Annotated in this window: 25 protein-coding genes and 1 pseudogene; 9 read left to right on the top strand and 17 right to left on the bottom strand. The window is 39.4% G+C overall.

Features of this window, described 5'->3' with window-relative positions; translation table 11 throughout:
* Positions 1-2: 2 nt before the first annotated feature.
* From CSV70_RS06370 to CSV70_RS06355, 4 genes are all read right to left on the bottom strand, one after another.
* Positions 3-1,376 carry a dihydrolipoamide acetyltransferase family protein gene (locus tag CSV70_RS06370; RefSeq protein ID WP_099661085.1) on the bottom strand — a complete coding sequence of 458 codons (1,374 nt, stop codon included), beginning with the start codon at positions 1,374-1,376 and terminating at the stop codon, positions 3-5.
* Between the two features lie 34 nt (positions 1,377-1,410).
* Positions 1,411-2,388, bottom strand: coding sequence for an alpha-ketoacid dehydrogenase subunit beta (locus CSV70_RS06365; protein WP_085133116.1), 978 nt, complete (start codon positions 2,386-2,388; stop codon positions 1,411-1,413).
* Between the two features lie 3 nt (positions 2,389-2,391).
* On the bottom strand, positions 2,392-3,507 hold the full coding sequence (gene pdhA / locus CSV70_RS06360) for a pyruvate dehydrogenase (acetyl-transferring) E1 component subunit alpha (protein ID WP_085133115.1): 1,116 nt from the start codon (positions 3,505-3,507) through the stop codon (positions 2,392-2,394).
* Between the two features lie 363 nt (positions 3,508-3,870).
* Positions 3,871-4,497: a YkyA family protein gene (locus CSV70_RS06355; protein WP_085133114.1), complete on the bottom strand. Its 627-nt coding sequence runs from the start codon at positions 4,495-4,497 to the stop codon at positions 3,871-3,873.
* A gap of 168 nt (positions 4,498-4,665) precedes the next feature.
* Between CSV70_RS06355 and def the strand changes: the two genes are divergently transcribed.
* From def to rnjA, 3 genes are all read left to right on the top strand, one after another.
* Positions 4,666-5,223 carry a peptide deformylase gene (gene def / locus CSV70_RS06350; protein ID WP_085133113.1) on the top strand — a complete coding sequence of 186 codons (558 nt, stop codon included), beginning with the start codon at positions 4,666-4,668 and terminating at the stop codon, positions 5,221-5,223.
* Positions 5,224-5,464: 241 nt separating this feature from the next.
* Positions 5,465-5,674 carry a DNA-dependent RNA polymerase subunit epsilon gene (locus CSV70_RS06345; RefSeq protein ID WP_099661086.1) on the top strand — a complete coding sequence of 70 codons (210 nt, stop codon included), beginning with the start codon at positions 5,465-5,467 and terminating at the stop codon, positions 5,672-5,674.
* A gap of 3 nt (positions 5,675-5,677) precedes the next feature.
* Positions 5,678-7,345, top strand: a complete 1,668-nt coding sequence (gene rnjA / locus CSV70_RS06340; RefSeq protein ID WP_099626313.1) for a ribonuclease J1 — start codon at positions 5,678-5,680, stop codon at positions 7,343-7,345.
* 191 nt (positions 7,346-7,536) lie between these two features.
* Here rnjA and CSV70_RS06335 read toward each other — a convergent pair whose 3' ends face one another.
* The 5 genes from CSV70_RS06335 to CSV70_RS06315 are packed head-to-tail and all read right to left on the bottom strand — an operon-like array spanning position 7,537 to position 12,005.
* Positions 7,537-8,196: a potassium channel family protein gene (locus CSV70_RS06335; protein WP_085133110.1), complete on the bottom strand. Its 660-nt coding sequence runs from the start codon at positions 8,194-8,196 to the stop codon at positions 7,537-7,539.
* Between the two features lie 36 nt (positions 8,197-8,232).
* Entirely contained in the window at positions 8,233-9,306 is a 1,074-nt protein-coding gene (locus tag CSV70_RS06330; RefSeq protein ID WP_099628667.1) for an ABC transporter substrate-binding protein, read from the bottom strand.
* Positions 9,303-10,100, bottom strand: a complete 798-nt coding sequence (locus tag CSV70_RS06325; RefSeq protein ID WP_085133108.1) for an ABC transporter permease — start codon at positions 10,098-10,100, stop codon at positions 9,303-9,305. Before CSV70_RS06325 ends, CSV70_RS06330 begins: the two co-directional genes overlap by 4 nt.
* Positions 10,097-10,909: an ABC transporter permease gene (locus tag CSV70_RS06320; protein WP_085133107.1), complete on the bottom strand. Its 813-nt coding sequence runs from the start codon at positions 10,907-10,909 to the stop codon at positions 10,097-10,099. The genes CSV70_RS06325 and CSV70_RS06320 overlap by 4 nt, the downstream gene beginning before the upstream one ends.
* Positions 10,899-12,005, bottom strand: a complete 1,107-nt coding sequence (locus CSV70_RS06315) for an ABC transporter ATP-binding protein (RefSeq protein ID WP_099626310.1) — start codon at positions 12,003-12,005, stop codon at positions 10,899-10,901. The genes CSV70_RS06320 and CSV70_RS06315 overlap by 11 nt, the downstream gene beginning before the upstream one ends.
* Positions 12,006-12,673: 668 nt before the next feature.
* Here CSV70_RS06315 and CSV70_RS06305 point away from each other — a divergent pair.
* The 3 genes from CSV70_RS06305 to CSV70_RS06295 all read left to right on the top strand — a co-directional run bounded on the left by CSV70_RS06305 (position 12,674) and on the right by CSV70_RS06295 (position 15,096).
* Complete coding sequence (locus CSV70_RS06305; RefSeq protein ID WP_085133104.1) at positions 12,674-13,216, top strand: peroxiredoxin; 543 nt, start codon at positions 12,674-12,676, stop codon at positions 13,214-13,216.
* A 91-nt stretch (positions 13,217-13,307) separates the two neighbouring features.
* The gene (locus tag CSV70_RS06300) at positions 13,308-13,763 is read left to right on the top strand and encodes a TlpA disulfide reductase family protein (protein ID WP_085133103.1); all 456 of its coding nucleotides are present in this window, start codon (positions 13,308-13,310) and stop codon (positions 13,761-13,763) included.
* Positions 13,764-13,905: 142 nt separating this feature from the next.
* Complete coding sequence (locus CSV70_RS06295; protein WP_085133102.1) at positions 13,906-15,096, top strand: MFS transporter; 1,191 nt, start codon at positions 13,906-13,908, stop codon at positions 15,094-15,096.
* A gap of 295 nt (positions 15,097-15,391) precedes the next feature.
* On the opposite strand, the gene CSV70_RS06290 is transcribed toward CSV70_RS06295, so the two are convergent.
* The 6 genes and pseudogenes from CSV70_RS06290 to CSV70_RS06265 all read right to left on the bottom strand — a co-directional run bounded on the left by CSV70_RS06290 (position 15,392) and on the right by CSV70_RS06265 (position 20,039).
* Positions 15,392-16,279 (bottom strand): transcriptional regulator CcpC, encoded by an 888-nt coding sequence (locus CSV70_RS06290; protein WP_085133101.1) that lies wholly within the window; start codon positions 16,277-16,279, stop codon positions 15,392-15,394.
* The gene (locus tag CSV70_RS06285) at positions 16,266-17,705 is read right to left on the bottom strand and encodes an MDR family MFS transporter (RefSeq protein ID WP_199171598.1); all 1,440 of its coding nucleotides are present in this window, start codon (positions 17,703-17,705) and stop codon (positions 16,266-16,268) included. Before CSV70_RS06285 ends, CSV70_RS06290 begins: the two co-directional genes overlap by 14 nt.
* A 141-nt stretch (positions 17,706-17,846) precedes the next feature.
* Complete coding sequence (gene cbpB, locus CSV70_RS06280) at positions 17,847-18,284, bottom strand: cyclic-di-AMP-binding protein CbpB (protein ID WP_085133099.1); 438 nt, start codon at positions 18,282-18,284, stop codon at positions 17,847-17,849.
* Between the two features lie 136 nt (positions 18,285-18,420).
* Positions 18,421-18,654 carry a hypothetical protein gene (locus tag CSV70_RS06275; protein WP_143560916.1) on the bottom strand — a complete coding sequence of 78 codons (234 nt, stop codon included), beginning with the start codon at positions 18,652-18,654 and terminating at the stop codon, positions 18,421-18,423.
* 217 nt (positions 18,655-18,871) lie between these two features.
* Positions 18,872-19,690: pseudogene (locus CSV70_RS06270) on the bottom strand (NAD(P)-dependent oxidoreductase); the annotation flags it as partial.
* A gap of 172 nt (positions 19,691-19,862) precedes the next feature.
* Positions 19,863-20,039 (bottom strand): aspartyl-phosphate phosphatase Spo0E family protein, encoded by a 177-nt coding sequence (locus CSV70_RS06265; protein ID WP_085133096.1) that lies wholly within the window; start codon positions 20,037-20,039, stop codon positions 19,863-19,865.
* A 220-nt stretch (positions 20,040-20,259) separates the two neighbouring features.
* On the opposite strand from CSV70_RS06265, the gene CSV70_RS06260 reads away from it, so the two are divergent.
* The gene (locus CSV70_RS06260; RefSeq protein ID WP_085133095.1) at positions 20,260-20,490 is read left to right on the top strand and encodes a YkvS family protein; all 231 of its coding nucleotides are present in this window, start codon (positions 20,260-20,262) and stop codon (positions 20,488-20,490) included.
* A 21-nt stretch (positions 20,491-20,511) separates the two neighbouring features.
* Positions 20,512-21,135, top strand: coding sequence for a hypothetical protein (locus tag CSV70_RS06255; protein ID WP_099628663.1), 624 nt, complete (start codon positions 20,512-20,514; stop codon positions 21,133-21,135).
* Between the two features lie 61 nt (positions 21,136-21,196).
* Here CSV70_RS06255 and CSV70_RS06250 read toward each other — a convergent pair whose 3' ends face one another.
* Complete coding sequence (locus CSV70_RS06250) at positions 21,197-22,579, bottom strand: ATP-binding protein (RefSeq protein ID WP_099628662.1); 1,383 nt, start codon at positions 22,577-22,579, stop codon at positions 21,197-21,199.
* Between the two features lie 182 nt (positions 22,580-22,761).
* Here CSV70_RS06250 and CSV70_RS06245 point away from each other — a divergent pair, with 182 nt between their 5' ends.
* Positions 22,762-24,516: a B12-binding domain-containing radical SAM protein gene (locus CSV70_RS06245; protein WP_099628661.1), complete on the top strand. Its 1,755-nt coding sequence runs from the start codon at positions 22,762-22,764 to the stop codon at positions 24,514-24,516.
* A 49-nt stretch (positions 24,517-24,565) separates the two neighbouring features.
* Here the strand turns inward: CSV70_RS06245 and CSV70_RS06240 are convergent, their stop codons facing one another.
* The gene (locus CSV70_RS06240) at positions 24,566-25,915 is read right to left on the bottom strand and encodes a TrkH family potassium uptake protein (protein WP_099679258.1); all 1,350 of its coding nucleotides are present in this window, start codon (positions 25,913-25,915) and stop codon (positions 24,566-24,568) included.
* Between the last annotated feature and the right edge of the window lie 83 nt (positions 25,916-25,998).

Here is a 25,998-nt window from a genome sequence, read left to right as displayed (position 1 = left end):
CTTTACGCCTCCATTAATAAAAGTGATGGATTACTTATTAATTCCTTAAGATAGTTTAACGCTAATTGCCCCGTTACGCCATCAATCACTCTGTGATCAAATACTAATGATAATGCTAACATAGGTGCCGCTACAATTTCACCATTTTTCACAATAGGTTTTTCAGAAATTCTTCCAATACCTAAAATAGCTACTTCCGGATGGTTAATGATCGGTGTAAACCACTGTCCACCTGCAGAACCAATGTTCGTGATCGTACATGATGCACCTTTCATTTCTGCTGCTTGAAGTTTTCCATCGCGCGCTTTTCCAGCAAGCTCATTCACTTCATTTGAAATAGCAAACATGGACTTGCGATCAGCATTTTTAACGACGGGTACCATTAGACCGCGATCTGTATCTGCTGCAATTCCGATATTATAGTAGTGTTTTTGAATTAATTCTTCTGTTGCATCGTCTAATGACGTGTTCAGTTGAGGGAACTCACGCAATGTTGCTACAAGCGCTTTTACTACATACGGAAGATACGTTAACTTAACATCTTTCTCCGCCGCAATTGCTTTGAATTCTTTTCGATGTGCAACTAGTGCAGTAACATCCACTTCATCTAACAATGTAACATGTGCCGCTGTGTGTTTTGAATTTGACATCGCTTTTGAGATGGCTTTCCGCATAGGAGACATTTTCTCACGAGTCTCTGGGAATTCACCTTCAAAGATAGGCGCTTGCTTCTCTGAAGTATCAGGCGTTGCCGCGTCTTGCTGAGATTGGGTCTTTTCTTCAACAGATGGTTGTTGACCTCCCGCTTTAAATGAATCTATATCTTCTTTTACTACACGGCCGTTTTTTCCACTCCCTGCAACTTGCGCTATCGCTACATCGTGTTCTCGTGCATATTTACGAACAGATGGCATTGCGATTACTCGGCGATTTTCATCGACTTCACTAGTAGTTGTCTTGGTAGTTTGTTGTTTTTGCGGTTCTGCCGATTGTTGTTCTCCAGATGCTTGTTCAGGTTTCTTGGAATCTACGCTACCAAGCGCTTCCCCTACTTGTTCATGAGACTTTTCTGCACTCGCTTCTTCATTAGAAGAGTCCGTACCTTCTTCATCGTCTTCATGATCTGGAATACCATGATCCGGTGCATCAAAACGCACTAATTTATCACCAACAACTGCTACAGTACCTTCAGTAACATAAATTTCTTCTACTGTACCTGATACAGGTGATGGAATTTCTACTACGGATTTATCATTTTGTACTTCTAGTAATGTATCATCTTCTTGGATTTCATCGCCTGGTTTTACGAACCACTTGACGATCTCCCCTTCGTGTATACCTTCACCAATGTCTGGTAATCGAAATTCATAAGTCACGTAATTCACCCTTCCTGGATTGTCCGACTAGTATTTAGAATGTAAGAACTTCTCTTGCTTTCGCTGCAATGTCTTTGGCATTAGGCAACCAAGTGTTTTCGCCTGCCGCAAACGGATATACCGTGTCTGGTGCCGTCACGCGCAGCACTGGAGCTTCTAGGCTCAAAATAGCGCGTTCAGTAATTTCAGCTACAACGTTAGCAGCAATTCCCGCTTGCCGCTGAGCCTCTTGTACGACGATTGCGCGATTTGTTTTTTCAACGGATTGAATGATTGTTTCTATATCAATAGGCTGAATCGTACGTAAATCGATGACTTCCACTGAGTAATTTTCTTTTTCAAGCGCTTCAGCAGCTTTTAAGCTTTCCTGCACCATTGCACCATATGTGACAATCGTCAAATCTTTACCTTCACGCTTAATATCAGCTTTTCCTAAAGGAATAGTATATTCTTCTTCAGGAACTTCTTGTCTGAATGAGCGATATAGTTTCATATGCTCCAAGAAAATTACGGGATCATCACTCTTGATTGCAGATATAAGTAATCCTTTTGCATCGTACGGAGTAGATGGGATAACCACTGTTAAACCAGGTTGTGATGCCACTAGACCTTCTAAGCTGTCTGCGTGCATTTCTGGAGTGGCTACACCGCCACCAAATGGAGCACGTATCGTAATCGGTGCATTGAAATGGCCACCTGTTCTAAAGCTCATTCTCGCAATTTGTCCACTCACTGAATCCATTACTTCAAATAGAAAACCGAAGAATTGAATTTCCATAATAGGACGAAAACCAGTAAGTGCTAGGCCAATTGCCAATCCACCAATACCAGATTCAGCTAGCGGCGTATCAAATACGCGCTCCTCACCGAATTCTTTATGAAGGCCTTCCGTCGCACGGAAGACACCTCCGTTTGCGCCTACGTCTTCACCGAATAGCAATACATTTTCATCCGTTTTCAGCTCAGTACGAAGCGCATCTGTAATCGCTTGAATCATTGTTAATTCTGCCATGGATTATTTCGACTCCTTTCCAGCATACGCATCTAATTGTTCTTGTAAGTTAAATGGCATTTCGCCTTTATACATAATCTTCATAAAGTCTGTCGCTTTTTGTTTAGGCTGTCCATCTGCTTTTTTGATAGCTTCTTTAATTTCTTCTTTCGCACGTTCAATTACTTTTTCCTCTTGTTCTTTAGACCAAATACCTTTGGCTTCCAAATATGTTCTAAAACGCACGATCGGGTCACGTTTTTCCCATTCATTATCAATATCCGATGTACGGTATCGTGTCGGATCATCACCAGCCATCGTATGAGGTCCATAACGGTAACACATTGTTTCGATCAACGTTGGTCCATCTCCATTGACTGCACGTTCTCTTGCATCACGTGTTGCCACATATACTGCCAATGGATCCATTCCATCTACCAGTACACTTGGCACGCCTGCCGCTACACCCTTTTGAGCGAGTGTTTTTGCTGCTGTCTGGACATCACGATGTGTGGAAATCGCATATTGGTTATTCTGAATGACGAAGATAGCAGGTACTTTATAGGCCCCTGCAAAGTTCAATCCTTCGTAGAAATCACCTTGTGATGTTCCGCCATCACCTGTGTACGTAATGACAACTGATTTTTGCCCTTTTTTCTTAAAGCCTAGACCTACACCAGCAGCCTGGACATATTGTGCACCAATGATGATTTGGGGCGGGAAAATATTAAGCCCATCAGGAATCACACTTCCTGCATAATGCCCTCTTGACCATAGAAATGCCATATGCAATGGCCAACCATGGAATAATAACTGAGGAACGTCACGATATCCAGGGAGAATGAAATCATCTTTTTCCAACACATATTGAGAAGCTAACTGGGAAGCTTCTTGTCCTGCCGTAGGAGCATAAAATCCGAGACGTCCTTGTCTATTTAAAGAAATGGATCGTTGGTCAAGGATACGTGTATAAACCATGCGATTCATCAATTCCACTAATTCTTCATCGGGAAGTTTCGGATCCAAGTCCTTGTCTACGATCTTTCCTTCTTCATTCAATATTTGCACCATATCAAATTGACTTTCAATCAGTTGAAGCGCTTTCACAGGATCATACTGATTACCTTTTTTAGCTACCATATCTTGATCTCTCCTTCATATCTGTATTATATCGATTTCAAATAAAGTTAATACAACTTCTTATAAATATTAGTATACGCAAAACTGAGCACTTGGTCAACCATTGTAATCAAAGACTTCTTAGTCTTTTTTATATTTTTCTAAAAACATACTGTACTAACACAATATCCATTCTGTATTGGTACAGATGCGTTTTTTCTTAACTGACACTCAGCATTCTGTAGCCTTAAAATTCATCATTAGATATCCATACAGCAACTCAGATTACAGCCTCATTCGCATTCTTGATCTGCTCCAACAATCGATTATGGCGTACTACTTGTTCCTTTTAATAGTATTTACTCCATACTTTACATTTCCTTTTTAATGTGTTTCTAAACTTTTCAAAGCACGAGCAGCTAATCTGTTTACTTCCCTAGTCGCTTCATTAAATTCTATAAGTGATTGTTGACTGGAAGTGATTAACTCGTTTACTTCATTGACTTGTTTTTGAAGTTCATGCTCACGGATAGAGTGATCTTCAATTTGCGTATATAATTGCGTCTGACTATCTATCAACTTTTTATACTGCATGATGAACGTCTCATGTATATCCGAACGTTCATAAAGTGTTTCAATTACTACACCTAATTGATCATGTAAATCCATCTGCTCCATCCATTCAGACATACGGTCTATCTCTTTCTTCGATTCGCGTAAAGAATTTTCCTCTTTTTCTACTAGCAGAGCCCGTTCATGTGCAGACTTCTTCATCGCAACCACACGCTGTTTCACTTCTTGATATTGCTGTTGAGTCAGTTCCATGGTCTCAACAAATAAGACTTGTTCCTTCTGTTCTTTCTCAAGTAACTTCATCCCAAAGTTGTTCCCTTGTTTTTCTTTTTCATTCACAGCCACAAGTAAATCTGTAAGTTGTTGAGTTACTTCAGACTCTTTGGAACAACCAGTTAGTAGAAGGAATATGAACAATAAACAAATTACTTTCTTCATTAATTACCCTCCTGATGCTTTATATACTTTTTTCTTTCACCATTTTTATCATTCGTCTATACTGTATAAGAGGAAATTGTTTTTTACGATTATATCCCTTACTGCACGTCTGTTACCAGTTTATTGCAGATTGTACTATACCTAATATATCCGAGAGGAAGAGTAGAAATGATTTTAATGAATGATATTATCCGAGAGGGTCACCCGACGTTGCGTCTAAAAGCAAAAGAGGTGAGCTTTCCTTTAAGTAACGAAGACCGTCAATTATGCGATGATCTGTTGGAGTATGTAGTCAATAGCCAACATGATGAGTTGGCAAAAAAATACGGTTTGCGTTCGGGCATCGGATTGGCTGCACCACAAGTGAATGCATCCAAAAGAATTTTCGCCCTGCATATTCCTGACGGCGAGGTTCTATTGGAAGACTTTATAGCGATTAACCCTAAGATCATTAGCCATTCCGTAGAAAAAACATATATAGAGAACGGTGAAGGCTGTTTATCGGTAGATCGTGAAGTGCCTGGGTATGTTCCGCGTTACGCAAGAATTACCGTAAAAGCTTTCGATAAGGAAGGCAACGTAATCAAGAAACGTTTAAAAGGATTGCCCGCCATTGCGTTCCAACATGAACTTGATCATTTGAATGGCATTATGTTCTATGATCATATCGACAAAAATGCCCCTTACAAGGAGATTGCCGGTGCCATAGCATTCGATAGAGAGTAAAGCTCTTATACTTGACAGACCGATTTTTTTCTGTTATAGTCTTGTCAAGGAGTGATGATGCCATGTATAAACGTCTAAAACGCAAACTGCTAAGACGACTTAATGGCCTGCTCGGTAAAAAGACAATTGCTTAGACTTTTACGCCCGCCAACTAAATTGGTGGGCTTTTCTTTATTTTAGGGAAATTGCATGCTATTATTGATGATATGTATTATTAGGAACGTAAAAAGGAGAGTTAAACATGATTTTCAAAGTATATTACCATTTAAACGTACATGAAGTTCCAGTCCGCGAGAACACACTCAGCTTGTATGTAGAAGCTGAAACAGAAAAAGAAGTCCGTGATCAATTAAAAGGTCGCGATCTGATGATTGAATACGTACAAAAGCTGGAGGGCGAGCATTTAACATACGAACAAGCCTCCCCAGACTTTCGCGTTGAGCAGGTCTAATCAATGAAATCTATTAAAAACAATGAAACAGCCGTTTTTGCCCTAGGCGGACTAGGTGAAATCGGTAAAAATACGTATTGTGTACAATTCCAAGATGAAATCATCATTATTGATGCTGGAATCAAGTTTCCTGAAGATGAATTGCTAGGTATTGACTATGTAATTCCAGATTACACTTACCTCGAACGCAATATCGATAAAATTAAAGGACTTTTCATCACACATGGTCACGAAGATCATATCGGTGGAATTCCCTATCTATTACGCAAAGTGAACGTTCCCGTCTATGGCGGTAAACTAGCAATTGGTTTACTTCGCAATAAGTTGGAAGAACACGGATTATTGCGCACTACGGAAATTCATGAAATTGAAGAAGATGATTTTATTAAATTCCGTAAAACTGCAGTGTCCTTCTTCAGAACTACGCACAGTATTCCTGATGCATTCGGTGTAGTGGTCAAAACTCCATCGGGTAACATCGTCCATACAGGTGACTTTAAGTTCGACTTTACGCCTGTCGGTGAACCTGCTAACTTGCATAAGATGGCGAAAATCGGTAGCGAAGGTGTCCTTTGTTTATTATCAGACAGTACAAACGCAGAAGTACCTAACTTCACGATGTCTGAACGTAAAGTTGGAGAAAGCCTGAACGATATTTTCCGTACTGTAGATGGTCGGATTATTTTCGCTACATTCGCTTCGAATATCCATAGATTGCAACAAGTGATTGAATCGGCGCAGATATTTGGCCGTAAAATCGCTGTCTTCGGTCGTAGTATGGATAATGCAATTACTATCGGTCGCGAACTCGGTTATATTGACGCTCCAAAAGATTTATTCGTAGATGCTCAATCACTCAACCGACTTCCAGCTAATAAAGTGATGATTTTATGTACGGGTAGCCAAGGTGAACCGATGGCTGCACTATCTCGTATCGCAAACGGTACGCATAGACAAGTTCAAATCCAACCTGGTGATACCGTTATTTTCTCATCTTCACCTATCCCAGGAAATACACTTAGCGTGAACAAAGCGATTAATTCATTGTTCCGTGCAGGTGCAGAAGTTATTCATGGTCCTTTAAACAACATCCACACGTCCGGTCACGGGTCACAGGAAGAGCAAAAGCTTATGTTGCGTTTAATCAAACCTAAATACTTTATGCCAATCCACGGGGAATATCGCATGATGAATATGCACTCTCAACTTGCTGTAGACTGTGATGTCGAACCTGATAACATTTTCATTATGGGTAACGGTGATGTACTTGCACTCACTGACTCAACCGCAAGACTTGCTGGACGTGTACCGTCAGGCGATGTTTACATCGACGGAAGCGGCATCGGCGATATCGGTAACGTTGTACTACGTGACAGACGAATTCTCTCTGAAGATGGTCTGGTCATCGTTGTAGCAACCATCGACACCAAAAAGAACCGCTTAGTATCTGGTCCCGACCTGATCTCACGCGGATTCGTCTATATGCGGGAATCAGGCGCTATGATAAACGAAGCACAATATATGCTTTCGAAAACATTACAGCGCAAACTGGCTGCTAAACCTGATTCCATCAACAACCTAAAAGGCGACATCATCGATACACTCGTTCCGTATTTATACGAAAAAACGAAACGTAAACCGATGATCCTTCCTGTAATTATGGAACTCTAAAAAAACATACAAAAAAAGCAAGTGCACTTTAGCACTTGCTCCAAACTGAAGGCAACTCCGATAAATCAGGGGTTGCCTTCAGTTTTTTATTTGGATTTTTTTATAATAACTTTTAACCATTTACTAGATGTTCCAAGTTGAAAAACAACACTAGTTGATCGACGTTCTCCTCTTCTTCCACTTTCTATTCATTAATGCAATGCTCTCCGTTCAAACCGATGAATATCCAGATCAGAACCAATCACAATCAACACATCATTAACTTCTATTTGCTCAATCGCTTGCGGAGAAACTAGTATATGTGTGCCACGCTTGATCGCTACAATATTCACACCGTACTTGGCACGAATGTCTAAATCGATCAGCGAAGAACCTGCGATGTGATTATTAGCTTGAATCTCCACGATCGAGTATTCGTCGGATAACTCTAGATAATCCAAAATATTATTTGAGACCAAGTTATTTGCAATACGCTTCCCCATATCTCGCTCAGGGTGAACGACTTGGTCCGCTCCGATTTTTCGCAATACTTTTTCATGATAGTCATTTTGCGCTTTCACAGTAATACGTTGTACACCGATTTCTTTCAAAATCAGCGTAGTCAAAATACTCGCTTGTATGTTTTCTCCTATTGCGATCACCACATGTTCGAAATTCCGTATGCCTAATGAACGCAATGCCGCTTCGTCGGTCGTATCGACAGCTACAGCTTGCGTGGCAATATTCGCAAATTCCTCCACGCGTTCTTGTGACTTATCGATCGCCATAACATCAGCTTCCAGTTCAATTAGTTCTTTAACGATACTGCCACCAAAACGACCTAAACCAATTACTACAAATTCCTTTTTCATCTCATTACTCCTCGCCATTGCGAATAGTCACATGTCTTATCGCAATCCCATTTTAAATTTCAGGAATAACTCATTATACACTCCAAGTGTTTCTAAACCTAAATTTTCATACACTTCAAGGTTTTTCCTCGCCTCTTCATCAGGGTAAAATCGTTCATCACTTGTAATATCTTCATCCATAAATGACAATGCTGCAGTATTCGGTGTAGAATACCCCACGTATTCTGCGTTTTGCGCTGCCACTTCAGGATCAAGCATGAAATTAATAAATTTATATGCACCTTCAACATTCGTAGAGGTTTTCGGGATGACAATATTATCAAACCATAAGTTCGAACCTTCATTTGGCACGATATAATTAATGTCGTCGTTTTCAGAGATCATATCTGCCGCCTGGCCAGACCACGTGAGCGCAACGGATGCTTCGTTATTGATCATGAGTTGGGTAACTTCATCACCTATAACCGCTTTAACATTCGGACCCATCGTTTCCAGCTTGTCTGTTGCCTGTTTTAGTTCCTGCAAACTAGTTGAGTTCAATGAGTAGCCGAGTGAATTCAATGATATTCCGATCACTTCACGCGCACTATCTACTAAAATGAGCTTCTGTCGCAATGAAGCATCCCATAAACTTTCCCAACTCTCAAACGTCTGACCTTCCAATAAGGATGCATTATATGCGATACCTACAGTTCCCCAGAAATACGGAATCGAATATTGATTGTCTGGATCAAACGGCAAATTCATGAAGTATGGATCGATGTGTTGAACGTTCGGAATTTTCGAGAAATCCAATGGCAGTAAAAGATCCTTCTCTTCCATCATCTGCACTGCATATTCAGACGGGACTGTCACATCGTAAGCAGTTCCCCCTTGTTCGATTTTCCCCATCATTCCTTCATTGGAATCAAATGTTTCATAAATCACTTTGATGCCTTCTTGTTCCTCAAATTGCTTCAGAAGATCCGGGTCAATATATTCGCCCCAGTTGTATACCGTAATCGTATCTTTACCCGCACTCCCCGCTTTATGCTCGAGCTGATAATTGGCAAACAACAGGAGACCAGAAACGAGTAAGATTACAAATGCACTACTTATTAATCCTTTCATTTTTTCACCCCCTGAGGTGATTTTGCTTTATTACCGATAATATAATAACCCAGTACTAGAATTATTGTGAGTAAGAAAATCAATCCGGATAACGCATTGATTGTTAACGTGATTCCTGTGCGTGCCATCGAGTAAATTTCCACGGACAGTGTCGAGAATCCATTTCCTGTTACGAAAAAAGTAACTGCAAAATCATCCAATGAATACGTTAACGCAAGAAAGAACCCTGCGAAAATTCCCGGCTTGATATAGGGCAATATAACACGCGTCAGTATATCTTTACGTGAGGCTCCTAAATCCCGCGCTGCATCTATTAACGTAGTACTCATTTCTAGCAACTTGGGCAACACCATAATGACGACGATCGGTATACTAAAAGCGATATGGGAAATGAGCACTGAAGCAAAGCCCAATTTCACACCGATCAGCGTGAATAAGATTAAGAAAGATGCACCGATAATTACATCAGGACTGACAATCAATATATTGTTCAGAGATAATACGGCCTGACGCGCAGATTTATTTTTCATGAAGTAAATGGTAAGTGCACCCATCACGCCGATTGTAGTGGATAGTAAGGCGGATAATAATGCGATAATGACCGTATTCAAGACAATGATTAGAAGTCGCGTATCTTGAAATACCGCTTGATAGTGATCTAAAGTAAATGATTCGAAATTCGACATCCCGTCTCCGGAATTAAATGAATAATATATGAGATAAAAAATAGGAGCATATAAAATTACAAAGACTGCTGCCAAATAAACTTTCGGCAAGATCCCCAGTTTCTTCATTTAATGATGCCCCCTTTTTTTCCAGACGTCAGTACCATAATTAAGAACATGAAAATGATTAGAAAGACAGCAATCGTGGAACCCATTCCCCAGTTTTGTGTAACGAGGAATTGTTGCTCGATCGCGGTTCCAAGTGTAATTACTTTATTACCAGCAATTAAACGAGTAATCATGAATAGGGATAAGGCCGGTATGAATACAACTTGTATACCTGATTTCACACCATCCGTAGTCATTGGCCAAATCACTCGTTTAAATGTTACCCATGCATTCGCCCCTAAATCCTTGGATGCATCCAATAAAGTAGGATTAATTTTATCCAAAGAGTTAAAAATAGGCAATATCATAAATGGAATAAATATATACACGGAAACAAACACGAAACTAAAGTCGGTGAATAATATTTGCTGACTGCCTATACCGACAGTTTCCAAAAAGGCATTAATGGGTCCATAAATCCCCATCAACCCAATAAATGCATAGGTCTTCAACAATAAATTAATCCACGAAGGTATGATAATGAGTAATAACCATAACTGCTTATGCTTCGTCTTAGTTAAGAAGTAGGCTGTCGGATAGGATATCAATAAAGCAAAAAAAGTTATGAGAAATGCATACCAAAACGAACTCATTGTTAATTTGAAATAGATCGATGAAAAGAAGTTTCGATAGTTAGCCAACGTTAAATGACCCGATAAATCAAAAAACGAGTAATACACAATGACAGCAATCGGTGCTAGCACAAATAATAATAACCACGCTGCATACGGTGTGGCATATATAAAACGTAACGGGTTTTTATTCCTCATCTTCCGCCACTCCAAACGATTCCAGACGTGCATCAAAGTCCGCTTCAGATTCATTCAGACGCATAACATGAATGTCTGCCGGTTCAAAATCCAAACCGATTAACGTCCCTACATCCGCTGGTTTAGTTGAATGGACTAGCCACTCATTACCGTCAGAGTCATACGTTGATAGTTCATAGTGTACTCCCCGGAATAATTGCGTATCTACAGTGACAGTTAACCTTCCTTTTTCGACGGTTGTCATTTCCAAATCCTCAGGACGAATGACGATATCCACTTTTTCATTAGGATAGAATCCACCATCTACACACGGAAATTGTTTGCCAGTAAATTCCACTAGATAATCTTCAATGATTCTCCCTGTTACTATATTCGATTCGCCAATAAAGTCTGCTACAAAACGGTTAATGGGCTCATCGTAAATATCAATCGGCGTCCCCGACTGTTGAATTTCACCGTTATTCATAACGAAAATTTCATCGGACATCGCAAGTGCTTCCTCCTGGTCATGCGTAACAAAAACAAATGTTTTGCCAAGACGCTGCTGGAGCTCTCGCAATTCATATTGCATTTCAGAACGTAATTTCAAATCTAACGCCGACAATGGCTCGTCTAGTAAAATCACTTCAGGATCATTGATGATCGCTCTAGCAATCGCAACGCGCTGACGCTGCCCGCCGGACATTTCAGTTATTTCACGGGATTCGTATCCCTCTAAATTCACGAACTTCAACGCTTCTTTTACTCGGCGATCCACTTCATTTTTTTTCACTTTTTTAATGCGTAAACCAAATGCAACATTTTCATACACATTCAAATGAGGAAACAATGCGTAATCTTGAAATACCGTGTTCACTTGACGTTCATTTGCGGGTACAGAGTTGATCTTCCTTCCATTGAAGAAGATCGATCCATCCGTCGCTTCCGTAAAACCAGCGATCAAACGTAAAATAGTCGTTTTTCCACAGCCAGAAGGTCCAAGTAATGTATAAAACTTACCGCGTTCCATTTCAAATGAAACACGATCGAGGACAGTTGTAGATTCATTATAGCGTTTTGTAACATTCTCAAAACGAATAATCGGTTCAGTAGTCAATAGGTTTCCTCCTTGCATACCATATTATTTCTTATAATAAATGAATAGTTGTAAACTTACTCATTATACCCAAAATGATAATGAAATCAACTATCATTTTATGTCGAATAACAAAACAGCCCACAGGAAAATAGTCATGAAAATTGTTTTTTCGCAAATGACATAGTAGAATGAAACCATATATTGAGGAGGGATTCAGTTGGAAGACCATTTATTTTTTTATCTGGACTCTGATGACAAGCGGAATCGAAAAGTCGACCCCGCAACAAGAGAAAATCATCTAGAAGGAATTTTTCTAGTACAAAATAAGAAAATACGAACGTGGAAAGAGATGGCTTCTCATTGCGTAGAATGCATGGAACCATTACATTATAGCGATGAATTTGACGCACGGTACTGCAAAGATTGTGATGAATGGCGCGAATTGATATGTGATCCTAATTGTAAAACATGCCAAACACGCCCTATGAAACCTTCTGACTGTAAACAAGACTTTGAGTAATCAGATGCTCAAATCCTAAATATATGAAGTTTATCGCTCTTTATAATAATTATTATTATCTTCGAGTCATTCTAATTGAATTTAACTTGAAACTTTGTTATTCTAGATAAGAATTGTGCAACACAGTCATGTGGTTGTACAAAAGACTAATTGGAGGTTTTATATAATGGCTGAACGTATGGTAGGTAAACAAGCTCCAGATTTTACAATGGAGGCAGTACTAGCTGACAAATCTTTTGGTAAAGTTAGTTTACAAGAGAACATTAAAAACGACAAATGGACAGTTCTTTTCTTCTATCCAATGGACTTCACTTTTGTATGTCCAACAGAAATCACTGCAATGTCAGATCGTTACGATGAGTTCGAAGACTTGGATGCAGAAGTAATCGGTGTTTCTACTGATACTATCCACACTCACCTAGCTTGGATCAACACGGATCGTAAAGACAATGGTCTTGAACAACTAAAATACCCACTTGCAGCGGATACTAACCATTCTGTTTCACGCGACTACGGTGTATTGATCGAAGAAGAAGGTATTGCATTGCGCGGCCTTTACATCATCAATCCTGAAGGCGAACTTCAGTATCAGACAGTATTCCACAACAATATCGGTCGTGACGTGGACGAAACTCTTCGTGTACTACAAGCACTACAAACTGGCGGTCTTTGCCCAGCAAACTGGCGTCCAGGTCAAAAAACTCTTTAATTTTTGGACAACCATCCCCACGCGTTACACTAATCGTGGGGATTTTTTTATCAACTACTATATACACCCACTTAGCTAGGAGGAATTCTTGATGAAATTACGTGAACAAATGCCTGAACTTCAAGGTGCTACAACTTGGTTGAATGGTGAAACTTCCAAATCGGAACTTGTTGGAGAAAAACCGACACTTGTACACTTCTGGTCTGTTAGTTGTCATATGTGCAAAGAAGCGATGCCGGATGTAAACAATTTCAGAGATCGATACAAAGATGAACTAAATGTTGTGGCTGTACATATGCCTCGTTCAGAAGATGATGTCGATTTGGAACAAATCAAGGAAGTAGCAGCTGAGCATGATATTACACAACCGATTTTCGTTGATAGCGAATTGAAGTTGAACGATGCATTTGAAAACCAATACGTCCCTGCCTACTATGTCTTTGACAAAGATGGTGCATTACGTCACTTCCAAGCAGGCGGTAGTGGTATGAAAATGCTTGAAAAACGTGTGAATCGTGTACTAGATGAAATGAAAAAAGAAGATTAATTGTACCAACGACTCTTGCTTTAAGGGAGTCGTTTTTTCATATCCCTTTTCCTCAAAACACTCCGTAGCAAACACAATACAAACATTGTCGATTTTTTTATGATACGATTAGTAAAAAGTTTTTTGGAAAGCGAGTTGCCGAATGAACAAACTATCTACTCAAATCGCACTTTATATTTTAATGTTCAATATGTTCATCGCTATGGCTGGTGTCGGCTTGATCATCCCCATAATGCCCGAATTCCTAGGTACTTTTGGAGTTGCAGGACGCGCACTCGGACTATTGATTGCCATGTTCTCCTTTGCACAATTTATTTTTTCTCCTATTGCAGGAAATCTCTCAGATAAATACGGCAGAAAAAGCATTATTGTTTTCGGCTTGATTATCTACGGATTTTCTCAATTAGCTTTTAGTTTATCAACTGAACTATGGATGCTCTATCTCGCACGATTCTTTTCCGGCTTCGGTGCCGCCTTTATTATTCCACCTACTATGGCATTTGTGGCGGATATTACATCCCCGAAAAACCGCGGTCGCGGAATGGGATTACTTGGCGCTTCGATGTCTTTAGGTTTTATGATAGGTCCCGGAATTGGCGGTTTTCTCTCTAATATCAGCTTATACTTCCCTTTCTACTTTGCAGCAGCGGCATCCATGGTAGCAGCGGTTGTATCTTTATTACTGCTACCTAACCCTAAGCCCGTATTGCAAGGTGCTGCAACGAATGAAAACATCTTTCAGCAAATGCGTAGATCTACGCAAACGTCGTATTTCGTCATGCTGATTGTCATGTTTGTATTTTCCTTTGGATTAGCTAATTTCCAATCAACCATTTCGTTGTATGTAGATCAAAAATACAATTACACACCTTCCCAAATCGCAGTCATCATTACGGTTGGCGGATTTGTCGGGGTCATCATCCAGACATTTGTCATCGATCGTTTGTTCAAACGTTTTGGTGAAATGCGTGTCATTCTCATCAATTTAGTCATAGCTGCTTTCGCTATGTTAGGTATTTTATTCGTCAACACATTCTTCACTATTCTATTGGTAGCAACGATTTTCTCAACTGCCACTTCATTGTTGCGACCAGCAGTCAACACCTTAGTCTCGAAACTAGCCGGTAAAGAGCAAGGGTACGCAGCTGGGATGATGAACGCCTACATGAGCCTCGGAAATATGATCGGTCCAGCTACAGCGGGATACATATTCGATATGAATATGGAATCACCCTATATAGTCGGCACAATCATTCTCCTACTTTGCTTTATTCTCGCTTTATACTGGGCAAGAAACAACAAGTCACTTATAGAATCTGCAAGAACTTCTTAAATAGTGTCACGATAGCAGCCTATAACAAAAATAAATAAAGAAGAGACTGAGACATAACTATCTCACCCCGTTTCCTCGCAATCCGAAAGGCACGCTTTCCGAGGGGCGTGGCTCGAGCCGCTTCCTTCGCTTTGCTACGTCCAGGGTATCAAGACGCACGCTGATCCCTCAGGAGTCGGTCTTTCTCCGTTCCGGTACATTCTGATACTCTAAAAAATATTTGCTAATAGAACAGAAAAAAGCGTAAAGGACTCATTCCCCTTACGTTTTTTCTGTTCTGTCCCAACCTCTTTTTTTACTGATCTTTTCTCAATAACTCCGCGTACTCCTGTACGATATCTACAAATGCCTTCACTTGCTTCAATTCAAACGTAGAGCCATAACCAATTAACCATGTATCACGTGTCAGTTCAAACTCTTCTTCACTATTCAGCAGTGGTATTAGATTGACTTTTTCATCGCCCGATAATGTGATGGAAGGCAGTATGGCATAGCCAATACCTTTCAACGCGAGCTGCTTGCACATTTCAATCTGATCCACTACGATCTGACGGCTTGGATTTTGATTGAAGTGTTTGTTCCACCAGCGTTGAATTTCCATATAATAGTTCGAATCACTTTTATACTGAATAAAGTGGCGGTTGGTGTCTTTTAATTCATCAATTGTCGAGATTTCAGAATCCACTAGATATAGCTGATCACGGAATAAATAGACACGATTACTTTTCCAGTCCGTTTGCCCTCTAACGATACCGATATGCGCTTCTCCTTCGTACAAAGCTTTGGAGATTTCCGAACTCCATCCCGTCATCAATGAAATCTTGGCATCAGGATAAAGTGCTACATAGTCTTTTAATACTTGAGGCAACCAAGTCTGACCGATAATCGAGGCACAGGCAATCTTCAATGTGCCATGTACTTTATCTTCAAGGGAGGCGATCAATTCCATCGTCTCATCTTTCTTTGCCAAGGATTCCTTCGCATAGTTAATGACGTGTTCACCTGCTGGCGTTGGTTCCAGACCTTTTTGTGAACGGATGAACAACTGCATGCCCCATTCTTTTTCAATCGTCTGGAGGCGTTGTGACAAAGCAGGCTGAGACAAATGCAAGCGTTCTGATGCTTTACGCATGTTGCCCTCTTCAGCCAATGCTTTGATAATATCCAGTTCAATTGTTGACATGATCCTGCACCTTCCCCCGTGGAATTCGTAAAATCAATAATAAACTGATGACGGCAAATAGAGTAATCGCTATGTACACCCAGTGCAAGGAGATGTCTAAACCGCTTTGTAAACTGACTAGCTCTTGTGATGTAATCATTGAGCGTCCGTCTTTCGTTAACAATGTATTGACGTCATCAATCGTGTAAGGCAATTTTTCTTTGGCAAAATAGGCAATAAGTGTAGCATTCAAAATGGCTCCAAACACAGAAGCGCCAATTGTATTGCCAAAATTTTTCATAAACATATTAGTGGCAGTAGCCGAGCCTCTTTGTTGGCGCGGCACAGCTCCTTGAATCGTTACAATGAAGGATGTATTAGTCAGCCCCATTCCGACACCAATGAAGAAGCTAGAACATCCCGCCCATACCGGTCCCAGCGTCGCGTTCATGAAGACAAACATCGTTGTGCCAATTACAAGGGACACGCCACCGATAAACGATACGAGAAACGGGCCGAAACGTATGAGTAAATGCCCCGCCAATGAGGAAGCTAAAGGCCAGCCAATTGACATAGCAGTTAATGTGAAACCTGCTATGATCGCTGGTTGTTCCATAATTCCCGATACATAAGTAGGTAAATAAGAAGAAACCCCTATTAAAATAACTCCAGTAGTTAGCGAGACAAGATTCGCATATAAAATAACGGGATTTTTCCAAATGCTAAAAGAGATAAGTGGATCTTCCGCCAGCTTTTCTTGTCTGAAAAATAACCAAAATGAAATTCCGCACAGTATGATCAAAGCAACACCGAAAACTGAAAAACGGCCAAACCCTTGACCTCCTTCTACCAACCAGATTAAGATCGTCGACAATGCAGATGTCAGGAAAAAAGCACCTTTGTAATCGACAGAAGCTTTTTGGGTTTCTTTTGGTTCATGCAAAAAGAAATAAATGACACCCATCGAAAGCAGTCCAAGTGGTACGTTCACCCAAAATATATATTGCCAGCTAACGTATTGCACAATCAATCCACCAATAACAGGACCTAAAACTGCAGAAACGCCCCATACACTCGACAAATACCCCTGTATTTTCGCACGTTCTTCTGTTGAATAAATATCACCAATGATCGTAGTCGCAATGGGCATAACGGCTCCCGCTCCCACACCTTGTATGAGACGAAAGACAATCAATTGTTCCATAGAGACGGCGAATCCACAAAGGATGGAACCAATCAAAAAAATCGTCAAGCCCATAAAAAAAATCGGCTTTCGACCAAATAAATCGGCTAACTTTCCATAAATCAATACCGTCACAGTACTCATTAATAAATAAGATGAAAATATCCAACTATATCGCGAAAACCCACCTAGTTCAGAGGCGATAGTCGGCATCGCAGTAGTAACAATAGTCGCTTCCACTGCCCCCACAAACATAGCGAGCATAACAGCAGCGAGCACAAAGGGCCGATTAGTTTCTTTACGCACAGCTATTTCAACTCCTTCTATTAGAAAAAGACCCCTGTATCGGAGCCCTTTAACATTTTACTATAGCATTTGCTTCGCTGCTTTATCTAAATAAGTTCATTAGATGCTGTAAATATACTTTTTAAATTCTTTCATCACTACACGTCTTGTGATAATACCCGCAAATGTTCCATCCTTTTCAGTGACACATAAAAACGGATGATTAATCAATAGATCTACTGCACGTTGAAAACGATCATTCACACGAATCGTCGGCAGATTCGTATCCATAATTTCATCTACTTTTATATCTTCTAATCTCTCATATTCAATGCGTTCCATACCTAAAATAGAATCTGTAATCATACCAATGCCAAGAAGCCCTTTCAAATGATATTGATTATCCAATACAGGAATGGCAGAATAGCCAGTCTTCGTCAAGACAAGCAGCGCATGCTCTGCATTATTGCCAATTTGTACATGAGCAACTTTTTCCGAAGAAATAATTTGATTTGCGATGGGCGCGGTAAGAAAATCTTTATTGTTTATAGAAACCATAGGTGATCGCTCCTTCTGTTCTTCATCTACATACATTTACCTAAAAGTCCGTTCACTGCTTCCCATCCATCATACCACAAAAAGCCATTTATCACCTCAAAAGAAAGCGGATTCATAAAACAAAAAACCTCTTTCTTTAATAGAAAGAGGCCCAATAATAAAATATGATGATAAAGATAAAAATAGAAGCGACTATGATAATCCACAGTAATGGGTTCATAGTATATGGATTCTTAGCTACAACATCTGGTATACGATCTTTTTCATTTAACTGGAATGAACGACTCGTTTTCCTTACTCCAGCTATTCCAATTCCAAGCATAATGGCGGAGACAAACACCATAGGCCACAACCAAATATCCCACATCATAACTCCCTCCTTTTCGCACATACTATAGTAAAGAGCATGTGCAATAAGTGAGTAAGTATGCGTACTGAACTTTCAGCAAATCATTCGCAAATAGTTATTTGCGATTTTTTATAAAATATGCATAAAGAAGTTTTTATGATTTGCTTCTATTTCATTCTATATACTTTTTAATCAAGACTTGCGTTCCATTTTCCCCATAACCTTTAGCGAGTAACTATGTATACATATCGCGGGCTAGTTGTAATCCCGGCAATTTCAGATTCAGTCTTTCCGTTTCCTGTAAGGCAATATTTAGATCCTTTACAAAATGTTTTACATAAAATCCTGGTTCATAATTTTCGTTAATAATTCGTGGGCCCAGATCCGATAAACTAAAGGAATTCGCCGCACCCGAAGTGACGGATTGTAACATCGTGTCCGGATCAAGGCCCGACTTCATTGCGTAAGCAATCGCTTCGCATGCCCCTATCATATTTCCAGCGACAGTAATTTGGTTGCACATTTTGGCGTGTTGCCCAGCTCCAGCTTGTCCTTGATAGACAATTTGTTTGCCGAAAACAGACAAAATAGGTAATACCTTTTCAAATAATTCTTTTTGACCTCCACACATGATAGAAAGTGTACCATTCCGAGCCCCTATATCTCCACCAGATACAGGAGCATCAAGAGAATTCATTTGTAAAGAAGCAGCCTTTTCTGCTATGGCAATGGCTAGTTCTGGACTTGACGTTGTCATATCTACTACGATCTGAGAAGGTCGACCATTTGCAAATATACCTTGATTTGATAAATAAACTTCTTCCACATCGGAAGGCATGCCGATCATCGTGAAAATAATGTCCGCATCTTGAATAGCTTCGGCAACGTTATCGGCCCATTTTGCTCCTAAAGCTACCAGTGGTTCGGCCTTTTTTTTCGTTCTAGTGAATACTGTTACTTCATATGATGCGTTAAGCAAATGCTTAATGATACTAGAACCCATAACACCCGTACCAATAAATGATATTTTTTCTTTTCGCACATTCTCACTCCTCATTGTATACGATCATCTCCATCGTACAGAATTTCAAATATTTTTACAATTGAGGAGACAAAAAAAGAGGACCAATACAAGATTGGTCCACAAAAGGGGGAAATGAGAATGTTGCTGTGTTCATTTATATCTTTCCCCCTTTTACTTTAAGTTAAACATTCATTTCCACATTAACTTAAGGTAGTTGTGTTTTTTTCTTGTTGTTAAATTCATTAATTAATATATCTAATTTACGACTAAGTTCAATGGTATTCTTAGCGTTCATACCATGTTTTTCGGCCGTCTGTATTAGTTGTTTTCTCACACGTTCAATTTCTAAATTGCAATTATGCACTACTTGCACACCTCTCATTTGTAATTACTCTATTCTGTAATATACCAACAACTTAATTTTATTAAACCGAAATATTATCGACACTTTACGACATGATGTATATGCATATATTTCCTTGGGTTCTAGAAATAAGACTTTACGTTTTGAACATTATAAGGCAAACTATAATGGAATTACCAATATTATCATTTCATCACTTTGCTTAAAGTAAATGATGTTTGAAGAAAGGATGGTTAGCATGACGATTGCAGAAATAGGTGATATCATAGAATTCAAAGAGGGCTTACAAGGAATTGTTGAGAAAGTGAACGAAAACTCTGTAATTGTAGACTTAACGTATATGGAGAACTTCGATGAATTGCTAATGCAGGAGAAAACCGTGGTGAATCATAAACGTTATATCATTTTGAGTAGTAATTCGCAAAAAGGAAACCTTCCTCCCTGTGATCCGTCCAATAGAATAGTATAGTATATGAAGGAGTGGTACGATATGAACAACAAATGGCGTATAATTTTCACTTCACTGACAGCCTCTATCATGCTTGCTGCATGCGGAACATCTGATGCAGAACCGGAAAAAAATACAACAGGTAATGCTATCGAAGAACCTGCTGCTCCCGAAACAGATGTGGAAGATAGCACTTCTCCCGAAAATGAAGCAGAAACAGGCGAAAATGCCATGAAAGATGCTGTGGAAACAACAAGCGATGAACAAGATTACTCGATGCAGGTACTTCCTGGATATACACTTACAAGTGAAGAACCAGGAAGAGATAGTCTATATGTAGAAGAGGACAGCGAAACATTCATGCGAATCGAGACTATGCCTAAAGACGAGGAATCTTATACTTTTGATGAACTCTATGAAAATATGGAAGAATTGTTGACAGCTTCAAGTGACGGTGAAACACCTGTTGAGATAACAGAGCAAACAGATCTTCCACAAGCAGATGGTATCCAGTCTGTTAAAGGTGCAGTAGTAGATTCTACTGAAGGATATTTTACAGGCTATGTCATCGAGCGTGAAGACAAGTTAATTCGTGTAACAATTTACGCACAAGAAGACAACGAACATATAAAAGATTTTAAAGATATGGCAGCTACAATTAAGTGATATTTCTATATAGAAAAGGCCGATCCCATAGGATAGGCCTTTTTTCTATATAGACTTTCAATCATTCTGATTCTGGGACGGAGATTTTTGGAAATGTCAAATGAAAAACCGTTCCTTTACCTACCTCACTAGTAACTGATATAGAACCGCCATGCTCTTGAACGGTTTTCTTAACAAATGGAAGTCCTAAACCCGTTCCTCCCGGTTTGTTTGTAATAAACGGTAAGAAAATAGTATCAAGTTGCTCTTTTTCCATTCCAATCCCTGTATCAGATATAAAGATATCTATATTACGATGATCACCTTCGCTTATCAAGACAGACAATGTATCATTTGCACTCATGGCTTCCATTGCATTTTTAAGAAGATTAATGAATACTTGTTTAATACGGTTAGGATTTGCTTTAATTAATAATGACCCCGTTGCATTAAATTCGTTCACTAAATGAATTTGATCCAACAATGCTTTAGGGCGAAGCAATATAAGTACGTCTTCTACTAAAACGGATAATGAAAATATCGTGATTTCGTCAACAACTGGTTTTGATAGTGCTAGCATTTCGTTCAATATTTCGTTCATGCGTTTGACTTCATCTTGAATGACGTTTACATACATTTGTGCATTTCCGGTTACTTCGTGTTCCAGTAGTTGGAGAAATCCTTGTAACGTTGTCATCGGATTGCGTACTTCATGTGCAATGCTTGCAGCAATTTCTCCAGTCGTGCATAATTGGTCGGAGTGTGCCAGTTGCTCAAATAGACGTTCTTTTTCAGTAATGTCAACAATTCGTAAGACGAACATTTGTGTTCTACAGTCCAATTTCAACATTACTTCTTGGCAACGCTGTATTCCATTATATGTGTAAGACATTTTCACTGTCGAAGATTCTTGAGTTAATGCTTTTAAGATATATTCTTCAAAAGAAAACGAAGAGGTGGGAACCATTAAATTAAAAAGATCTTGTAGATGTAATAATTCATTAGAAATTTGGTCTGGGAACATTTCTGAAAACAAATCATTCGTCGAAATAATATACCCCGATTCATTCACTAGCGCCATTGGGATAGTGGCTGTTAAATAAGCACTTTCATAAAGTTGATGCAATTTGTGATTTTGTTCACCAATTTTTATTGTTAATATCGCCTTTCCGTTATATTGCTGGTATATAATATAACAAGGTTCAAGATTTTTATTCGGCACATTTATATGACCAGTCAATACAGTTTGATCGGCTATCGTTTCTGTCTTCAACAGAAACAACCGTCTCTCTATTTGTTCAGATAAACTAGGATCAAATATTTCAGATATATGGTGTGGTATGAAATCTTTAGGTATGAGTAATTTAACAGCTTCCGTCATATCAAGTATATCGCCATCTTCATCTAAGACGATCTTAAAAAGCGAACTTTCTAGATAACGATTGATATCTAGTGTATTTAGCACTATAGCAGTACCCCCTCAATGAAATAGCAACTATCAACCACTTACTTGTAAATTTATTCTTATTTGGAAGTGAATTCTGATTGATTCTAATTATGCCATAATGACGTACTTGTTCACATAGGCTTATAGTCTATTTTGTTTTTTTCATCTACTTATATTATTTTTAGATTAGGAGTTTTGTCATGAACATCGTTTTATCTACCTTAAATGCTAAGTATATACATACCAATATCGCAATTCGCTACTTGAAAGCATATGCAGAACCTGAATTCCATTGTGAACTGGCTGAATTTACCATTCATGATCCTACACTTTCTATCGTTTCAGAGCTATATCAACATTCTCCAGACGTCGTGGGTTTTAGCGTATATATTTGGAATATAGAAGAAACTATAAAAGTAATCCGTCTGCTGAAACTGACGAGTCCTAAAACCGTTATAGTTTGTGGTGGACCTGAAGTAACGTATGACTATGATCAATGGTTAAAAAGAGTACCGGAAATCGATATTATTGCGATAGGAGAAGGCGAAAAGACATTTAAGGATATTCTTCAAGCGGTCGATGGACAAACTGATCTTTCTTCGGTACAAGGCATTGCATATCGTGCAGAAGGAAAGTTAAAAATTACAGCTCCAGGTCCTAAATTGGATCTTCGTGAACTCCCCTCCCCTTTTCGTTTTACGGAGGATGTTCCACAACTATCAAATCGTGTAATGTACATCGAAACAAGTCGCGGCTGTCCATTCTCTTGTCAATTTTGCCTTTCTTCAATTGAAGTAGGTGTTCGATACTTCAATCGAGACGCTATAAAAGAAGACATTCGCTACTTAATGCAACACGGCGCCAAAACGATTAAATTCGTCGATCGTACATTCAATATTAGTAGAAGTTATGCCATGGAAATGTTCCAGTTCCTAATAGATGAACATCTACCCGGAACTGTCTTTCAATTTGAGATCACAGGCGATATCATGCGACCAGAAGTAATTCAGTTTTTAAATGATAATGCACCTAAAGGCCTATTCCGATTTGAAATTGGCGTCCAATCCACTAATGACTTAACAAATGAATTGGTTAAAAGAAGACAAAACTTCACTAAATTATCCCGAACAGTCACAATGGTAAAAGAAGGCGGAAAAATTGATCAGCATCTTGATTTGATTGCCGGACTCCCTGAAGAAGATTATGCATCTTTCCGTGATACGTTCAACGAAGTATTTGCTTTACGCCCCGAAGAATTACAGTTAGGCTTTTTGAAGCTATTACGTGGAACCGGTTTACGTATCCAAGCCGAGCAATATGGTTATCGTTACATCGACACCGCTCCTTATGAAATTGTATCAAATAATGTGCTGTCTTTTGATGATATGCTGAAGATTAAACAAACAGAAGACATTCTCGAGAAATATTGGAATTCAGGTCGATTCATACACTCTATGGAGTATATTGTCACAGAATTGGTCGATACGCCATTTGACTTTTTCCAATTATTCGGAGCTTATTGGGAGAAGCAAGGCTGGTCACGAATCGGCCATCAGTTCGAAGACTTATTCACCCGCTTGGAACGCTTCCTAGAAGAAATATTAAACATCGATACTTCCATTGCAGAAAGTCTATTGAAGATGGATTATTTACTTCATCAAAAGTTTTTACCAAGAAAGATATGGTGGAATTCCGAGGTGCCCGAAGAAGAGTTAAAAGAGGTCTATCAGTTACTCTTACGTTCTCCACATTTGCTCGGTGATACGTTTGAGTCAAGTGGTTATACTGAACGAACGATTCGAAAGCAAGTTTTCGTCACGAAGACCTCAGCTAAATTGAAAGATGATCTCTCCATAATTAAAGATCCTGGTTATCTTATTGTCCAATACACGCCAGGTGAAAAAGCACAGCACTATCATCTGTCTGAACAGGTGCTAGAAACCGTTTATCCATAATAAAACCGCAGCACGCGAAAATTCGCTTGTTGCGGTTTTATATTTTATATTACCCAATAATAACACGCTCTTGCGGATAATGATAAGGTGTTTTATTCGACTTGCCACCTATCGTGTAGATGAACGATATCAGTCCTACTCGACCGATGAACATGAGTGCCATAATGATCAATTTGCCGGTCACTGATAAATCACCTGTAATACCAAGCGACATACCACACGTTCCGAAGGCGGATGTAATTTCAAATAACAACGGGATGACAGGTATCCCTGGCTCCGTAAGTAACAGCAACAATAAAGCCGCCAACACCATAAAACATGCTACGAGAATAAGCGCATACGATCGGAATACGTCAATCAGTTTGATTTGGCGTTTAAAAATGTGTATGACGTCATTCCCTCTTGCAAAGTTAATAAGAAATAATAGCGCAATAGCAAAGGTCGTCGTACGGATACCACCGCCTACTGAACTTGGTGAAGCCCCAATAAACATGAGCGCACTGACAAAAATATCTGTTGCTTCACTAAATTGCGTCACATCATAAGTCACGAGGCCTGCCGATCGTGCAGAAACTGAATGGAATAACGCTGTGAAAAACTGCTGGTGCCAGCTCATTCCTTTAAATGAATTAAATGATTCTAGTAACCAAATGGTTAATGTACCTACCAGTAACAGAATCCCGAATGTCGCAGTCGTAATCTTGGTGAAAAGTGAAAAGCGGAAATGTGGTACTTTTTTCGAAAAAAAGCTTTTTACTTCAATCAGTACTGGGAATCCAATCGCACCTAAAATAATTAATATCATGAGGATGAGCTGCACGAAATAATCATCATGATAAGGCACCATCGACGAACCGGTAATGTCAAAACCTGCATTTGTAGTTGCAGACACTGCCATGAACATGCCGTTCAATAGTGCTTCACTAAACGAATTATAAAAACGATAAATATATAACGTTAGAATACCACCACCAATAATCTCGATGGCAACGATAATTTGGATGATTTGACGAATTAATTGAACGACGCCTTGTAATGTGTACTGATTCGTATCAATCATAATCAGTTGGCGCTCTCTCATGCCGATTTTCTTTTTCACAAGTAGCCAGAAAAACGTTCCTAACGACATGATGCCGATACCACCGAGCTGAAGTACGAGCATGATCATGCAAAGGCCGAATACAGAGTAAGTTTCCCCTATACTAATAGGTGACAACCCCGTGACACTCACTGCGCTCACAGCGGTAAATAAACTGTCTATAAAGGCCACCTTCACACCTGGTTTATATACACCTGGCAAATTCAATAAGAGAAAAGAGGACGCAATGGCCAAAAAGTAATAGAAAGCGATAATCTGTGCTGGAGTAAACTTATGAAAAAATTCCCTGGAAAGCCTCATCTTTTTCAAATTCCTTTCATAACGGAAACTTCATTTTCCTACTTTATCAAATCCCTTGGTGAAAAGATAGCTATACACAGAAC

This window comes from Sporosarcina sp. P25 (assembly GCF_002743235.1).
Lineage (GTDB): Bacteria > Bacillota > Bacilli > Bacillales_A > Planococcaceae > Sporosarcina > Sporosarcina ureae_B.
The sequence above is the reverse complement of the archived record's forward strand: the minus strand, read 5'-3'. Positions and strand labels throughout refer to the sequence as shown.

Excerpts from the sequence above, each read along its gene's own strand:
- CSV70_RS06275 (WP_143560916.1), bottom strand. The coding sequence starts at position 18,654 with ATGATGTGGGATATTTGGTTGTGGCCTATGGTGTTTGTCTCCGCCATT.
- CSV70_RS06330 (WP_099628667.1), bottom strand. The coding sequence starts at position 9,306 with ATGAAAGGATTAATAAGTAGTGCATTTGTAATCTTACTCGTTTCTGGT.
- CSV70_RS06300 (WP_085133103.1), top strand. The coding sequence starts at position 13,308 with ATGAAATTACGTGAACAAATGCCTGAACTTCAAGGTGCTACAACTTGG.
- pdhA (WP_085133115.1), bottom strand. The coding sequence starts at position 3,507 with ATGGTAGCTAAAAAAGGTAATCAGTATGATCCTGTGAAAGCGCTTCAA.
- CSV70_RS06355 (WP_085133114.1), bottom strand. The coding sequence starts at position 4,497 with ATGAAGAAAGTAATTTGTTTATTGTTCATATTCCTTCTACTAACTGGT.
- CSV70_RS06320 (WP_085133107.1), bottom strand. The coding sequence starts at position 10,909 with ATGAGGAATAAAAACCCGTTACGTTTTATATATGCCACACCGTATGCA.
- cbpB (WP_085133099.1), bottom strand. The coding sequence starts at position 18,284 with ATGGTTTCTATAAACAATAAAGATTTTCTTACCGCGCCCATCGCAAAT.
- CSV70_RS06285 (WP_199171598.1), bottom strand. The coding sequence starts at position 17,705 with ATGCTCGCTATGTTTGTGGGGGCAGTGGAAGCGACTATTGTTACTACT.
- CSV70_RS06325 (WP_085133108.1), bottom strand. The coding sequence starts at position 10,100 with ATGAAGAAACTGGGGATCTTGCCGAAAGTTTATTTGGCAGCAGTCTTT.
- CSV70_RS06260 (WP_085133095.1), top strand. The coding sequence starts at position 20,260 with ATGACGATTGCAGAAATAGGTGATATCATAGAATTCAAAGAGGGCTTA.
- CSV70_RS06255 (WP_099628663.1), top strand. The coding sequence starts at position 20,512 with ATGAACAACAAATGGCGTATAATTTTCACTTCACTGACAGCCTCTATC.
- CSV70_RS06290 (WP_085133101.1), bottom strand. The coding sequence starts at position 16,279 with ATGTCAACAATTGAACTGGATATTATCAAAGCATTGGCTGAAGAGGGC.
- CSV70_RS06365 (WP_085133116.1), bottom strand. The coding sequence starts at position 2,388 with ATGGCAGAATTAACAATGATTCAAGCGATTACAGATGCGCTTCGTACT.
- CSV70_RS06245 (WP_099628661.1), top strand. The coding sequence starts at position 22,762 with ATGAACATCGTTTTATCTACCTTAAATGCTAAGTATATACATACCAAT.
- CSV70_RS06305 (WP_085133104.1), top strand. The coding sequence starts at position 12,674 with ATGGCTGAACGTATGGTAGGTAAACAAGCTCCAGATTTTACAATGGAG.
- rnjA (WP_099626313.1), top strand. The coding sequence starts at position 5,678 with ATGAAATCTATTAAAAACAATGAAACAGCCGTTTTTGCCCTAGGCGGA.
- CSV70_RS06240 (WP_099679258.1), bottom strand. The coding sequence starts at position 25,915 with ATGAGGCTTTCCAGGGAATTTTTTCATAAGTTTACTCCAGCACAGATT.
- CSV70_RS06295 (WP_085133102.1), top strand. The coding sequence starts at position 13,906 with ATGAACAAACTATCTACTCAAATCGCACTTTATATTTTAATGTTCAAT.
- def (WP_085133113.1), top strand. The coding sequence starts at position 4,666 with ATGATTTTAATGAATGATATTATCCGAGAGGGTCACCCGACGTTGCGT.
- CSV70_RS06335 (WP_085133110.1), bottom strand. The coding sequence starts at position 8,196 with ATGAAAAAGGAATTTGTAGTAATTGGTTTAGGTCGTTTTGGTGGCAGT.
- CSV70_RS06265 (WP_085133096.1), bottom strand. The coding sequence starts at position 20,039 with ATGAGAGGTGTGCAAGTAGTGCATAATTGCAATTTAGAAATTGAACGT.
- CSV70_RS06345 (WP_099661086.1), top strand. The coding sequence starts at position 5,465 with ATGATTTTCAAAGTATATTACCATTTAAACGTACATGAAGTTCCAGTC.